Origin of the sequence: Corynebacterium auriscanis, assembly GCF_030408435.1 — a bacterium.
In the GTDB taxonomy this organism is placed as follows: Bacteria; Actinomycetota; Actinomycetes; order Mycobacteriales; family Mycobacteriaceae; genus Corynebacterium; species Corynebacterium auriscanis.
On the sequence record NZ_CP047046.1, the window covers coordinates 1,513,243 to 1,526,763 of the forward strand.

General features: G+C 60.9%; 13 protein-coding genes. 3 read left to right on the forward strand and 10 right to left on the reverse strand.

What is annotated here, in order from left to right; all coding sequences use genetic code 11:
- Window position 1: 1 nt before the first annotated feature.
- Both CAURIC_RS06395 and CAURIC_RS06400 read right to left on the reverse strand, forming a co-directional pair.
- Entirely contained in the window at window positions 2-715 is a 714-nt protein-coding gene (locus CAURIC_RS06395) for a uracil-DNA glycosylase (RefSeq protein WP_052095089.1), read from the reverse strand.
- Entirely contained in the window at window positions 712-1,719 is a 1,008-nt protein-coding gene (locus tag CAURIC_RS06400) for a thiamine-phosphate kinase (protein WP_052095096.1), read from the reverse strand. Before CAURIC_RS06400 ends, CAURIC_RS06395 begins: the two co-directional genes overlap by 4 nt.
- Before the next feature lie 75 nt (window positions 1,720-1,794).
- Here CAURIC_RS06400 and CAURIC_RS06405 point away from each other — a divergent pair, with 75 nt between their 5' ends.
- Window positions 1,795-2,808, forward strand: coding sequence for a DUF3515 domain-containing protein (locus tag CAURIC_RS06405; RefSeq protein WP_052095088.1), 1,014 nt, complete (start codon window positions 1,795-1,797; stop codon window positions 2,806-2,808).
- Window positions 2,809-2,979: 171 nt separating this feature from the next.
- Here CAURIC_RS06405 and CAURIC_RS06410 read toward each other — a convergent pair whose 3' ends face one another.
- Together CAURIC_RS06410 and CAURIC_RS06415 are read right to left on the reverse strand one after the other, a co-directional pair.
- Window positions 2,980-4,155 (reverse strand): D-alanine--D-alanine ligase family protein, encoded by a 1,176-nt coding sequence (locus CAURIC_RS06410; protein ID WP_290182152.1) that lies wholly within the window; start codon window positions 4,153-4,155, stop codon window positions 2,980-2,982.
- A 27-nt stretch (window positions 4,156-4,182) separates the two neighbouring features.
- Window positions 4,183-5,181 (reverse strand): NAD(P)H-dependent glycerol-3-phosphate dehydrogenase, encoded by a 999-nt coding sequence (locus CAURIC_RS06415; protein WP_035115014.1) that lies wholly within the window; start codon window positions 5,179-5,181, stop codon window positions 4,183-4,185.
- A gap of 78 nt (window positions 5,182-5,259) precedes the next feature.
- On the opposite strand from CAURIC_RS06415, the gene CAURIC_RS06420 reads away from it, so the two are divergent.
- A complete protein-coding gene (locus tag CAURIC_RS06420; RefSeq protein ID WP_035115012.1) occupies window positions 5,260-6,285 on the forward strand; it encodes an NUDIX hydrolase in 1,026 nt (341 codons plus the stop codon).
- Window positions 6,286-6,696: 411 nt separating this feature from the next.
- On the opposite strand, the gene CAURIC_RS06425 is transcribed toward CAURIC_RS06420, so the two are convergent.
- The 4 genes from CAURIC_RS06425 to leuC form a co-directional block, all read right to left on the reverse strand.
- Window positions 6,697-7,254: an IS30 family transposase gene (locus CAURIC_RS06425; protein WP_290182153.1), complete on the reverse strand. Its 558-nt coding sequence runs from the start codon at window positions 7,252-7,254 to the stop codon at window positions 6,697-6,699.
- 195 nt (window positions 7,255-7,449) lie between these two features.
- Entirely contained in the window at window positions 7,450-8,154 is a 705-nt protein-coding gene (locus CAURIC_RS06430) for a helix-turn-helix domain-containing protein (protein ID WP_290182154.1), read from the reverse strand.
- A 505-nt stretch (window positions 8,155-8,659) separates the two neighbouring features.
- The gene (gene leuD, locus CAURIC_RS06435) at window positions 8,660-9,250 is read right to left on the reverse strand and encodes a 3-isopropylmalate dehydratase small subunit (RefSeq protein ID WP_070435098.1); all 591 of its coding nucleotides are present in this window, start codon (window positions 9,248-9,250) and stop codon (window positions 8,660-8,662) included.
- An 81-nt stretch (window positions 9,251-9,331) separates the two neighbouring features.
- Complete coding sequence (gene leuC / locus CAURIC_RS06440; RefSeq protein WP_035115166.1) at window positions 9,332-10,774, reverse strand: 3-isopropylmalate dehydratase large subunit; 1,443 nt, start codon at window positions 10,772-10,774, stop codon at window positions 9,332-9,334.
- 64 nt (window positions 10,775-10,838) lie between these two features.
- Between leuC and CAURIC_RS06445 the strand changes: the two genes are divergently transcribed.
- Window positions 10,839-11,558 carry an IclR family transcriptional regulator gene (locus tag CAURIC_RS06445; protein WP_035115168.1) on the forward strand — a complete coding sequence of 240 codons (720 nt, stop codon included), beginning with the start codon at window positions 10,839-10,841 and terminating at the stop codon, window positions 11,556-11,558.
- Window positions 11,559-11,661: 103 nt separating this feature from the next.
- Here CAURIC_RS06445 and CAURIC_RS06450 read toward each other — a convergent pair whose 3' ends face one another.
- Complete coding sequence (locus tag CAURIC_RS06450) at window positions 11,662-12,879, reverse strand: multidrug effflux MFS transporter (RefSeq protein WP_035115170.1); 1,218 nt, start codon at window positions 12,877-12,879, stop codon at window positions 11,662-11,664.
- Window positions 12,880-13,109: 230 nt separating this feature from the next.
- Complete coding sequence (locus tag CAURIC_RS06455; RefSeq protein WP_035114157.1) at window positions 13,110-13,496, reverse strand: carboxymuconolactone decarboxylase family protein; 387 nt, start codon at window positions 13,494-13,496, stop codon at window positions 13,110-13,112.
- Window positions 13,497-13,521 lie beyond the last annotated feature (25 nt).

Genomic DNA, 13,521 nt, shown 5'->3' on the forward strand with positions numbered 1-13,521 from the left:
ACTACCTTTCGTCCCTCGTCGTGTGTGCCCGCGTGTCGGTAAGATCCCAATCGACGGGCTGCCCTCCTTGGGCAATCAGAATCTCATTGACCTTACTAAATGGACGGGAGCCGAAAAAACCCCGGTAGGCCGAAAGCGGCGACGGGTGCGCAGACTTCACGCACCGGTCTTCCCCAATGAGCGGCGCTAGTTGTTGCGCGGGTTTGCCCCACAAAATCGCCGCGAAGTGCTGGTTTTGCGCGACCTGTCGAACGGCGGCCTCCGTAACCTGTTCCCACCCCATTCGGGCGTGACTGTGGGCCTGGCCAGCAGCCACGGTCAACACGCGGTTGAGCAGCAAGACGCCCTGATCCACCCATGGCTGCAACGTGGCTGCATGGGAGTTCGTAGGGTATGGCAGACCGAGGTCCTCAGCGTACTCCTTAAAGATATTGACCAAGGACTTCGGCAGCTTGCCACCCACGTGTAGTGGATCCACCGCGAAACTCAAACCGACCGCGTGCCCGGGTGTGGGATACGGATCCTGTCCCACAATCAGCACCCGGACATCCCGCGGATCCATTTCGAAGGCGCGCAAAATGTTGTCTTGCGCGGGAAGAATCTGCTCAGCGGGAGTTGCTTGGAAAGCCCTGGCGAGCGCTCCGTCTAACCCGGGCAGATCCCACGCGGGGTGCACGCGGGGCGTCGAGTGAAAAGAAGCAGGTGCATTCGTCACAGGGACTGCCAGCCTTCAGTGAACTTCGGGCGAGCACCATCTACGAGAACGGCCGGTTCATCGGTGTACTCGCCGAAAACGTCCACAGCTACCTTGCTGGTGAGGCTGCGAACGCGGCCGATCGCGTTGAATCCGGAGGGCACGCGGGTATCGGTGGTGCCCAGCAACGTGTGATCTTCCCCGCCGGTCAGCACCCACTTCCAAGCGTCCCCGCCCACGCATTCAGCGGCGTGCAGAAGCTTGTGATCAGGTGCGATAGCGGCGGATTCGATGTCCAGGCACACCGCAGAACGGTCCGCAATCAGCCCTAGGTCGCGGATCAGCCCATCGGAATTGTCGGTCATCGAGGCCGCCCCGGCTGCCCTCGCCACCGAACCGCGCGCGACGGGCAAGCACGGTGCACAGTGCCATTGCACCAGTTCTTGCAGGATCGGATCATCGTGGGGAATCGCGCGCCGGGATCCAAAGTGCTCTAGGATCGCCAACCCGGCCGCGGAATAACCGATGTGACCGGAGGCGATAACTTGGTGGCCCACACCCGCTCCATCCAACGTCAGCGCGGGGGCGGGACCGGCAAGTTCCCCCAGCGCGGTGAGGGAAATAACCAGGTCCTTGGATTTCACCACGTCGCCGCCCACCAACTCCGCGGCCCAAGGCGAGGCGGCCTCGTGGATACCGCGGGCGATGTCCGCCACCGTCTGCAACGACAGGTCGCCCGGGGTAGCAATGGCCAGCAGTACCGCAGTTGGGCGTGCCCCCATCGCCTGAATATCGGCGAAGGACTGCGTGACCGCCTTGATGCCGACCTCGCGTGGCAATGAATACTGAAAATCGAAATGACGACTTTGCACCAGGATGTCCGTCGAGCACACGTGACGAGAGTTCGGGGCAGTAACCTCCAAAACCGCAGCATCGTCGCCATTGAGCGAACTGGGTGCCGCTGTGCGAATCGCCGCGATGGTGCGGGCCTCCCCGGCTTGGGAGACGGTGAGTGACTCTCGCATCATTTCCTTTGCTTCGGTAGTTGCTGTAGGAACGTGATTAGCCAGTGTCCGTGACGGTTTCTACAATGAACTCTCATGAGCACGCAGGCATCCACCGCTTCACCGGCTGGCACATCGGATAACAACTCGGCTAATCCAACCTCCGACAACACTACCCCGAGGTTCTTCATCTTTCTGGCGTTAGCGTTGGGCGTAATCTTCGTTGCGGGAGTTTTGGCCGGCGCGAAGGTCCTCAACGATCGCAACACGTACTCCCCAGTCACCATGGGTCCCGTCGATGCCCCGCAGGCAGATTCCGCGCAGTGCCGGGATCTTACTGGAGCTTTGCCGCAGCGGACCGCTGGTTTCCGCATAGTGGATGTGCACGCACCCGCGCCTGCCGGAACCGCGGCCTACCGCAACGAGCAGGGAACGGAGTTGACCATTCGTTGTGGTGTGAACGCGCCCGATCAGTACACGCAGGCCAGCCTCACCGAGCAGCACGCCGGCACGCAGTGGTTGCCCATCACGGATGCCACCCCCGGATCCAACCTGCGCACGTATTACACGGTGGGCGCAGGCCCAGTGATTGCCGTGACCTCGGAAGCAGATTTTTCCGGGGCGCTGGATGACTTTGGGTCCGTTGTTTCTTCTTATACCGACGCCGCTACGGCCCCAGCGCGCAAGCCTTACCCCTTGTCGACACAAAAGCCCGCGGCCACGGTCAACGCGAAGGTCTGCGCCACATTTCTCGATGCCCTGCCGGGCAAACTCGGTGATTACACCCGCGTGGGCGGGGATGATCCGGCGGCATCCAAGGCTCCGGAGCACTCGGCAACGTTCCGCGCGGATCGTCGCGAACCAATCGTCGTGCGCTGCGGCTTGGATATGCCGAAGGGGTACAAAGCCGGTGAACGCCTGAGCTCCGTCAATGACGTGCCGTGGTTCGCAGAGCCCGGCCTAGCCCAAGGCTCCACCAGCGGAAATTGGTTTGGCTTGGGTCGCGAGGAGATCGTGGGGATCTCCATGCCAGGTGCCCAGCAGGATAATGCGGTGATCACCGAAGTCAGCAAGGCCATGACCGCGACGATGAAGAAAACTGAAAACTAGTCGTGCGCCAGCGTTGGGGTGCTAGTCGTGCGCCAGCGGTGGGGAGCTAGTCGTGCGCCAGCGGTGGGGTGCTAGTCGTGCGCCAGCGTTGGGGTGCTAGTCGTGCGCCAGCGGTGGGGAGCTAGTCGTGCGCCAGCGGTGGGGAGCTAGTCGTGCGCCAGCGGTGGGGTGCTAGTCGTTCACCAGCGCACGGGCGATGAGAATATCCAATAGCTGGGAGTATTTCATCCCACCCGCGATGAACATCTGAGGGTACATCGAGATCGGGGTGAATCCCGGGAGGGTGTTGATCTCATTGAGGATGACCTGCCCGCTGTCAGTGACAAAGAAGTCCACGCGAGCCAGGCCCTCACAGTTCAGAGCCTCAAAGGTACGGACGGCCAAGCGACGGACCTCCGCGGTGGCTTCCTCGCCGATGGGGGCGGGAATGCTAGGGGTGACGTTGTTATCGACATACTTGGCGTCGAAACCATAAAAGCCCTCGTTGCTGTCTTCAGTGCCCTCTAACATCGCGGGGGCAGAAGCAACTACGGAACCCTCGGGGTATTGGAGCACGCCACATTCCACCTCTCGGCCGTGAATCATGGATTCCACGATCACCTTGCCGTCGTGGTCAAAGGCGATCTCCACCGCCTGGGGGAAGTCCTCCCACTCGTCGACCTTGGAAATGCCGATGGAGGAGCCACCGCGGGCGGGCTTGACGAAGACGGGCAAGCCCAGGCGCTGCTGTTCGTCAGCAGTGAGTTCGCGGTTTTCAGTAAGGATGAGCTCCTCGCCACACGGCACACCGGCCTGGGAGGCCAAGCGCTTGGTGTACTCCTTGTCCATACCCGCAGCCGATGCCAGCACGCCATTGCCTACATACGGAACGCCCGCCAGCTCGAATAGCCCCTGGATAGTGCCGTCCTCGCCGTTTTGACCGTGCAGAACAGGGAAGATCACGTCAATGGTGGCGAAAGTTTCACCGGCGCGTTCGCCCGAAATGTATCGCAACTCCCCTCGCTGGGCGCCCAGGACCAGTTGGACGTGCTCCCCACGATCGCGAACCGTGGGCATTTCGCGACCGTTGGCGCGCAGCTCGGTGGTGTCCGTCGCACCGGGAACCCACGCCCCTTGCGGGGTAATGCCCACCGGAATGACCTCGTAGCGCGTGGAATCCAAGTGGTCCATGATCGCGCCTGCGGAGATGCAGGAAACAGAGTGCTCGGTGGACTGTCCGCCGTAGAGAACGGCGACCCGGGCGCGGTGCTCAACGCGGTTCTGGGCGCGGTTCTCGGCGCGGTGTTCAACGCGGTTCTGGGCGCGGTTCTGGGAGGAAGAATCGTAGTCAGCTGCAGGTGTATTCATCGCTTCACAGTGTAGCGCTTGGGCGAGTCATTCCGACTTACGGCTGCGGCCCAACAGACGCTGCAGCATCTCTTCCACGGGTGCGCCGCGGTGGCAAACGTCCACCATCGCATCGGCGATGGGAACCTCTACCCCATTCTTTTCGGCCAGCTCAGCGATGGACTGGCAAGAAACCACTCCCTCTGCGACTTGCCCCTTGTTCGCCTTCGCAGCTTCTTCCGGAGTGGCGCCCTCACCCAGACGCACCCCAAAGCGACGATTGCGCGACAGCGGGGAGGTACACGTGGCCACCAGATCCCCCATCCCCGCCAAACCGGCCATGGTGCGGGCATCGGCTCCAAGGGAAAGGGCCAGGCGAGTGCTTTCTGCCAACCCGCGGGTGATGACCGTGGCAGCGGTATTATCACCGAATCCCATTCCGTGGGCAATGCCAGCCGCGAGTGCGATCACGTTCTTGGATGTGCCCGCCACTTCGCAACCCACCACATCAGTATTGGTGTACGGACGGAAGTATGGGGCAGCCGCCGCCGCTTGGATCAACTGCGCGCGGGACATGTCCTCGCAGGCCACCACGGTGGCTGCAGGCTGGCCCAGCGCGACTTCCTTAGCAAGGTTCGGGCCGGTCAGCACGGCCACCCGATCTGATTCAATGCCTGCAACCTCGCTAATAACCTGGCTCATGCGCATGCCGGTGGAATGCTCGATGCCCTTAGCCAGGCTCACCACGGCCGCGTCACTACCGATGAATCCCTTCCACTGGGTGAGGTTATCGCGCAGCGTCTGGGAAGGCACACCCAGCACCACGATTTCTGCGCTATCAATCGCAGCTTCCGGATCGGGGGTGGCCGTCAGTGCCTGAGGCAATTCGATATCGCCAAGGTAGGCGGAGTTTGTGCGCTTGGCATTGATCTCCTCTGCTACCTCAGCTCGCCTGGCCCACAAACGCACTTCGTTGCCGGCATCTGCAAAAACTTTCGCGACGGTGGTTCCCCAGGAACCCGCGCCCATTACTGCTACCCGCACCATGCGCTACACAACCCCTCAACGTTCGTTATACGATGTGCTTTGTTTATTGAGAACCTTATCGGAAGGCAGCTTCAACTCGTGATCTCCCACACCGGAACTGGTGACCTCTCTACGTCGCTGGCTATGAGCCACCACGGCGAAGGGCACATCTGCCGCATCGGCTCCCGCCCTGCTGAGGAATTCGCACGCCCAACTTTCGCCGCGGGCGCGATGGTGTGGCGTCGAGGTAAAGACGGCATCCGTATCGCGGTCATCCACCGCCCCCGCTACGATGACTGGTCCTTGCCCAAGGGCAAGGTCGATCCTGGGGAGAACCTGGCTGGTACGGCCATTCGCGAGATCGGCGAGGAAACCGGCATCACCGCCCGGCTGGGCTGGTTGCTGGGATACGTGCACTACCCCGTGGGAAGTCGCACGAAGGTGGTCTACTACTGGACGGCGGAATCCCTCGAGGAGAACTTCGAGCCCAACGAAGAGTCCGATGAGCTGCGGTGGGTGACGTTTGAAGAGGCCAAAGGCCTGCTCAGCTATGAGATCGACTTGGACGTGGTCGCCGCTGGCGAGGCAATGGTGAACCTGGGCGTGAACCGCCGTGTTCTGTACGTTCGCCACGCTAAGGCGCACGCGCGCGAAGGGTGGGCAGGTAACGATGATCTGCGCCCATTGGCGAAGAAGGGGCGCAGACAGTCGGAGATGCTCATCACGCAACTTTCGGGATACCGACCCGAAGTGTTGTTCTCGGCCGCCCCAGAGCGCTGTGTAGATACCCTTACTCCCCTGTCGCAGGACCTCACGCTACAAATTCAGGTCGACGCCGAGCTGGGCGACCACGGTTGGGAGCAGGGCGAAGATGTCGCCATGAACGCGTTCCGCCGGGTAGCCTTCGACCGCGACGGAGTCAGCGACAACGGCGGAGAGGCCCCCGTGAAGGTGATCTGTGGTCAGGGCGCGGTCATCCCGGGCGTGCTGGCGCGACTTGCTGCGGAAGCCGATATCGAGATCGACGACATGCGTGTGAAGAAATCCTCCGCTTGGGTTTTACACTTCCGCGATGACAAGCTGCTGGGTATTGACTACTTGGCGAGCCCGCTACCGGTGAAGTAACCGGCAGCGTCGCCGGTGCCATGGCCGCGCCGAGATGCGCCGAGGTGGGCAGGAACGATGCCAGAGTGCGCGGCTTGGAGCTGGGTCGCGCCGAAAACGGGCCGCCGAGGTGAGCTGACAAGCTGCGCAGGAACTACGCCAGCGTACGCGGCATGGAGCTGGGTCGCGCGAAGATGCGCTGAGGCGAGCTGACAAGCTGCGCCCCGGCGCCGAGAGTGGGCCGCGGCAGTGTTGGCAAAGATTCTATGCCTACCGGTAGCCCTCCCGTTCACCCCGGCGCCGAGAGTGGGCCGCGGCAATAGTGGCGAAGATTCTATGCCTACCAGTAGCCCTCCCGTTCACCCCGGCGCCGGCACCCTCCAAACGAAATACAAATGTGCAGCAGAAGTCGAACAAAAACGCGCGGAAGGGTCAGGCGGTGAATGCAACATCTTCGGATGGGTCGAGGTTAAAGAATACTTCCCTCGGGGTCAGTCCATCTAGCACCACCCGTGGAGTGTCGTTGATGAGGTCTTCATATTCCTGGAGTTGCTCATGGGTCACCGTGGCAAGATCGGTGCCTTTCGGAATGAATCGGCGTAGCTCGGCATTAATATTCTCGTTACTCGGCCGCTGCCATGGGGAGTGCGGATCGCAGAAGTAGAGCTTCAACCCCTCAAAATGTTCGGCCAGCTGACCACTGGCAGCCATTTCCGCTCCCTGATCCCAGGTCAGGGTCTGGACGCGACGGTCCGGGGCGATAGCCATCTGGTTGATCTGCCCGAGCATGTCTTTCAACGCGGTGACCACGGTCTGGGACGTGTGATCGGTGGTTAACAACCTAGCCATGAACAACCGGCTATGCCGTTCTATCAAGGTGATGATCGCGTGCTTTCCACCCTGAGCGCCTAACACGAGATCACCTTCCCAATGCCCTGGCACTGCCCGGTCAGCAGCCTGTGGTGGGCGGGTGGAGTATTGTCGCGCCATGAACCCATGGTTTCGCCCCGCGTCCGCGAGTCGGTAGCTTCGAGCGGGGTCGTCGTCCTGTGCGACCTGACCGAAAGGGCGTAGTCGACGGTTAACTCATGGCGTAGCCCACCAGCTGCTTGGACGTAGAGGGCTTGGTACATCGTTTCGTGTGACAAGGTCAACTCCTGATGAATGCCGGATAAACGTTTCAGCCTAGCTACGATACGTTTCGGTGAGACCTGCCGGTTCAAGCAGTCGAATGACGATACGTCGTAACGTGGTATGAGCATCAAGTTTTCGCGGTTTCGGGCGTTTGGCCGCATCGATGCTGCGTTGCTGGGCTATCAGTGGGTGATACACCCCGTCGATACTGTTGCGGGTTACCTCGCGGCTGATCACGCTGGGATGCCTGCCGAGTTGTCGGGCGGTGCGGCGGATGGAATAACTCTGATCTAGGCAAAACTTGATGTAGACCCTGTCGAACGCGGTTAAGCGCATACCCCGGCCGACTTTGACTGTCGCTGGCTGATAATTCACCACCACGGGGTCTACTGACAACACAATGGGTTGATCACGGTTACTTGTCGACGATACCGACGGGCGGGACACAGGCATGACAGAATTATGTACCCACCGGTACACGGTAACCGGATGGACACCAGTTCTGGCGGCAATATCGTGATCACTTCGCCCAGCACATGCTAAGAACATGACCATCATCTGGGTGGTTGTCTTGTGGGTGGCAAGACCACCACCACCACGTCCCCGCGCAAGGCGCGCACCTTGGCTTGTGATGTAGTCCCGCAACGCACGGTCGGTACAGCCAGTGGCTTGGGCTGCGTGCAGTGCGCTGTAGCGGTGGTTCGCGATCAGGTCGAAAGCAGCAACAACAGCAGGATCGGGAGTGTAGGACATCATCAACACCTCATGAACAAATCAGGGTGTTGCATTCACCACTAGACCCCACCCGCCATTTTGTCAGAGTTCTGCTGCACATCGTGCGAACCGACGCGCGAACGGCGGGTGCCACGCCGAAACGGGCCGCCGAGCCGCGCAGGAACTATGCCAGCGTACGCGGCTTGAAGCTGGGTCGCGCGAAGATGCGCTGAGGCGAGCTGACAAGCTGCGCAGGAACTATGCCAGAGTGCGCGGCTTGGAGCTGGGTCGCGCCGAAAACGGGCCGCCGAGGTGAGCTGACAAGCTGCGCCCCGGCGCCGGCACCCTCCAAACGAAATACAAATGTGCAGCAGAAGTCGAACAAAAACGCGCCATTTTGTCAGAGTTCTGCTGCACATCGTGCGAACCGACGCACGAACGGCGGGTGCCACGCCGAGAGGGGCCGCCGAGCCGCGCAGGAACTACGCCAGAGTACGTGGCTTGAAGCTGGGTCGCGACGAAAACGGGCCGCCGAGCCGCGCAAGTGCTACGCCAGAGTGCGTGGCTTGAAGCTGGGCCGCCCCGCCTCATAATCCTCAATGGCTTGCTCGTTGCGCAAGGTCAGACCAATGTCATCCAGCCCCTCCATCAGGCGCCAGCGAGTGTAGTCGTCCACCTCGATGGTGAAGGTGTGCGTGCCCAGCTGCGCTGTGCGGTCCTCTAGGTTCACAGTCATCTGCGCACCGGGTTCTTGCTCCAGCAGCTTCCAGATCAGCTCGATATCCGATTGCTCCAGCGTGGCCGCCAGCAATCCCGCCTTACCGGAGTTCCCGCGGAAAATATCGGCGAAACGGCTGCTGAGGACAACCCGGAATCCGTAGTCCATCAATGCCCACACCGCGTGCTCACGCGAGGATCCCGTTCCGAAATCGGGGCCCGCCACCAGCACGGAGGCGCCTTCATAGGCCGGCTGGTTGAGGATAAACTGTGGGTCTTTGCGCCAGCCGGCGAAAAGGCCGTCTTCGAATCCCGTGCGCGTTACTCGCTTGAGGTACACCGCTGGGATGATCTGGTCGGTATCTACATTGGAGCGCGTCAGCGGCGCTGCCACTCCTTCGTGCGTATGGAACTTCTCCATGTCGGTTGCTCTTTTCTTTCGCGTGGGTGCTGATTTTTTGGTTACTCGACGCCAAACTCTTCAGTGGAACGGCGCAGGGCGTCATACCAAATCGGCAGGTGAAGACAAGAAACCGCGAACTGCCGTGGCGGCGGCGACCGGGGGCGAGACAAGGTGCGTGCGCCCACCTTTGCCCTGGCGACCCTCAAAATTGCGGTTGGATGTGGAGGCGCTGCGCTCCCCCGGCTTGAGCTGATCCGGGTTCATGCCCAGGCACATGGAACAACCCGGCAGGCGCCACTCGGCACCGGCGGCTAGGAAAATCTTGTCCAGGCCCTCCTCTTCGGCCTGCGCTTTCACGCGTGCAGACGATGGGACCACCAGCATCTGGACATGGTCACTGACCTGGCGGCCCTCGAGGACCTCAGCAGCGGCGCGCAGGTCTTCGATGCGGGAGTTTGTGCAGGAACCGAGGAAAACGGTATCGATCTTGACCTCGCGCAGTGGCATGCCGGGCTGCAGATCCATGTACTCCAGGGCGCGTTCTGCGGCGGCGCGGTCGGCGTCGTTGGTGAAGTCCTCTAGGTGCGGGATGGCCTCATGCAACGGTAGGCCCTGACCTGGGTTGGTACCCCAGGTGACGAATGGCGTGATCGCGCTGCCGTCGATGTGGACGACGGTATCGAAGGTGGCATCGTCATCGGTACGCAGGGAGCGCCAGTAGTCCACGGCCGCATCCCAATCGTCGCCGGTGGGTGCGTGCGGGCGACCCTTCAGGTATTCGAAGGTGATGTCATCCGGGGCAATCATTCCGGCGCGGGCGCCCGCCTCGATGGACATGTTGCACATGGTCATGCGGGCTTCCATAGACAGCTTTTCGATGGCCTCGCCACGGTATTCGATGATGTGACCCTGCCCGCCGCCGGTGCCGATCTTGGCGATGATGGCCAGGATCAGGTCCTTGGACGTCACGCCGGGTTGCAATTCGCCCGAGACCTCGATGCCCATGGTTTTGAAGGGCTTCAGCGGCAGGGTTTGGGTAGCCAGGACGTGTTCGACCTCTGAGGTGCCGATGCCCATCGCAATGGAGCCGAAAGCGCCGTGCGTGGACGTGTGCGAGTCACCGCACACCACGGTCATCCCCGGTTGAGTGAGGCCCAGCTGGGGGCCGACAGTGTGGACGATGCCCTGGTCGATGTCGCCCATAGAGTGCAGGCGAATGCCGAATTCCTTGGCGTTATCGCGCAGGGTGGATACTTGCAGGCGGGAAGTCTTGTCTTCGATTTCCAGCAAGTTCCCGCTAGCTACGCCGATGGTGGGGACGTTGTGGTCCTCGGTGGCGATGGTTAGGTCCGGCCGGCGGACGGGGCGGCCGGCTTGACGCAGCCCGTCGAATGCCTGCGGCGAGGTAACCTCGTGGACGAGGTGCAAGTCGATGTAGAGCAGGTCGGGGCCACCATCGGTGCCGGGGGCGACGACGTGATCGCGCCAAACTTTCTCCGCTAGGGTCAGCGGTTTATTCGCGTGCTCAGCTGTTGTGGACACTGCTTACCTCTTTTCTGGTTATCACTACCACCATTCCACGGTGTGGGATGTACAATATCAAACTATGGGAAACGATGTAGAAGTTCCAAACACAAGCGGCATTCAAGTTTTGGATAGAGCCGTTTATCTGTTGAACGTCATCGCCGCTCGCCCCAGCAACCTAACCCAGCTGTGCGAGCTCACCGGCCTCCCGCGTGCAACCACCCACCGTATTGCGGTCGCACTGGAGAAGCATCGCCTCATCCAGCGCGATGAAGAAGGCCGTTGGCGAATTGGCCAGGGCGTGATTGAATTGGCCCCGCGTAGCAGCAACCGTCTGCTGGAGGCTGCCGATGAGGTTTTGCCCGAACTGGTCAAGGAAGTCGGCGAGGCCGTGCAAGTGTATCGCCGTAGCGGTTTTGAACGCGTGTGCGTAGCCGCGATCAGCCCTTCTGCGGGCCTGCACGATATTGTGCCCGCTGGACATCGAATGACCTTGGCCGCTGGATCAGCCGCCAAGGTCTTGGTGGCCTATGGCACGGAGGATCTGCGCCGGGAGGTCTTGCCCACTGCGGCTTACGATCGTGCAGAGCTAGACCAGATCAGGACGCAAGGGTGGGCGGAATCGGTCGCCGAGCGCGACGTATCGCTGGCCAGCTGTTCCGTTCCTATTTTGGATGCTGGCGGTGGCTTGGTCGCGGTATTGTCCACATCTGGCCCTGTGGATCGATTGCGCCCATCGCCGGCAGATCGCTACAAGGACACTCTGTTGGCAGGTGCCAAACGGATTGGTGAGTTGCTGTAGTTTGTACCGGTGCTGGTGAGCGCTGTTCGACCGCAACCAACGGCAATACAGCCGCAACCGCCGGCACCGCAGCCGCAACCACCGGCAACGCAGTCAGTGAACCCTAATCCTTCTGCGCGTTGGATGTTACTGCGCGCAACCCGGTCACCCCACCCGCTAGGATTGCCGCTCCAACTGTCATCACCAGCGCCATCGGCAGAGCCGACGAACCATCGCCCACACCTGTCAAAGGTGCGATTCCTGCCGCGAAGGTGAATTGGAATGCCCCTAGCAGCGCCGAGCCGGAGCCCGTGCGCCCCTCGGAAGCCTGCATCGCCAGCGCCACGGTATTCGGGAACAAGAAACCATTCGACCCCACGAGGATAAAGAACCCAATCATGAGAGGAATGGCGGCGGCATCGAATACAAGGACCGTCACCAGGATCCACAGCACCGCTGCGCCCATGACCCCCGTCACGATGCTCACCCACTTCAACACGGGCACCTTGGTCACAATCCGGGAATTCAGCAAGTTTGCAATCACCAGCGTTGCGGAATTAATGGTGAACATAACCGAGTACTGAGCCGTACTAAAGCCATTGAGGCGAATCATAATGAACGAACTACCGGCGATATAGGAAAACATCACAGCGAAGGCCGATACGAACATCAGCAGAGTAAATAGGAAGGAAGGTTCAGTAAGCAGCTTGCCCATGGACCCGAAAATTTTTCGGAACCCATTGGTATTCCTAGCCTCTTCCGGCAATGTTTCCGGAACCATCCAATAAGCTCCAACCAGTGTCCCGAAAGCCAAAAGCGCTAGGAATACAAATACCGAACGCCAGCCAAACGCGGGCACCAAGAAGCCACCAATGGCTGGGGCAATGACGGGAGCGATGGATTGCACGGCCATCAACGTGGAAAACGCTTTGGCCACACCCACTCCCCGGCCTAAATCGGCAATGATCGCTTTAGATAGCACCACTCCCGCGGCGCCAAAGAATCCTTGTAGCATGCGGGCGATGATAAGCACCAAGATCGAAGGTGCCATAGCTGCCACAATTGAGGCAATAACGGATCCACCCAGCCCTATCAGGAGCAACCGGCGCCTGCCCCGTTGATCCGACAATGGACCAATCAGCAGCTGCGCCAACCCCATCGTCACCAAGAAACCGGTCAGGCTCAACTGAGCGACCGATGCGCTCACATCGAATTCGTGAGCAATTTGATCCAACCCCGGCACGTAGGCATCGATCGCGAAAGGCGCGAAACCCCCGCCCAAAGCTAAGACGACAATGGTCCCGCGACTCAGTCCCGCCCTTTGATTTTCTCCATTAGACATGCGGAAAATACTACTCCGCCCGCCCGGTAGTTGTCATATCAACTAACTGAAAGCTTGGACAGGTCAACGGGGGCTCGTGCCGGCCCCCACCTCAGCCGGACCGGCTCCCACCTCAACTGTGCTAACACTTGCTCAGCCGGACCGGCCCCCACCTCAACCGCGCTAACACTTGCTCAGCCGCACCGGCCCCCACCCCAACCGCACCAGCCCCACCCCAGCCACACCAGTACTTACTCCCGCGGCCCCAATTCCTTTTCCAGAACCTCCTGGACCACCTTCATCGCGCTCAAAGCCGCCGGAGCGCCACAGTAACCCGAGGCATGGATCACCGCTTCGGTGATCTCCTCCCGCGTCAGACCATTTTCTAAGCCACCACGTACATGTCCGCGCAACTCCTCGGTCGCCCGCAGCGCCACCAGCATGCCAATGTTCAACAAACTACGATCGCGCTTCGCCAATCCCGGCCGGTTCCACACAGCTCCCCACACGGTCGCAGTCACATGCTTTTGCAGTTCCTCCCCGTCCTTGCCCGCATTCCGTAGCAATGCCGCATCCACAAACTCGTCCCCCATGACCTCCCGGCGCGTTGCAATCCCCGCCTCGAAGGCCGTTGTCATGGCATCGCTCAAACCGGTGGCACCG

Bases quoted from the DNA above. Each gene is read 5' to 3' on its own strand.
- CAURIC_RS06400 (WP_052095096.1), bottom strand. From the start codon at position 1,719: ATGCGAGAGTCACTCACCGTCTCCCAAGCCGGGGAGGCCCGCACCATC.
- CAURIC_RS06405 (WP_052095088.1), top strand. From the start codon at position 1,795: ATGAGCACGCAGGCATCCACCGCTTCACCGGCTGGCACATCGGATAAC.
- CAURIC_RS06410 (WP_290182152.1), bottom strand. From the start codon at position 4,155: ATGAATACACCTGCAGCTGACTACGATTCTTCCTCCCAGAACCGCGCC.
- CAURIC_RS06415 (WP_035115014.1), bottom strand. From the start codon at position 5,181: ATGGTGCGGGTAGCAGTAATGGGCGCGGGTTCCTGGGGAACCACCGTC.
- CAURIC_RS06425 (WP_290182153.1), bottom strand. From the start codon at position 7,254: ATGGCGCGACAATACTCCACCCGCCCACCACAGGCTGCTGACCGGGCA.
- CAURIC_RS06430 (WP_290182154.1), bottom strand. From the start codon at position 8,154: ATGATGTCCTACACTCCCGATCCTGCTGTTGTTGCTGCTTTCGACCTG.
- leuD (WP_070435098.1), bottom strand. From the start codon at position 9,250: ATGGAGAAGTTCCATACGCACGAAGGAGTGGCAGCGCCGCTGACGCGC.
- CAURIC_RS06445 (WP_035115168.1), top strand. From the start codon at position 10,839: ATGGGAAACGATGTAGAAGTTCCAAACACAAGCGGCATTCAAGTTTTG.
- CAURIC_RS06450 (WP_035115170.1), bottom strand. From the start codon at position 12,879: ATGTCTAATGGAGAAAATCAAAGGGCGGGACTGAGTCGCGGGACCATT.
- CAURIC_RS06455 (WP_035114157.1), bottom strand. From the start codon at position 13,496: ATGACAACGGCCTTCGAGGCGGGGATTGCAACGCGCCGGGAGGTCATG.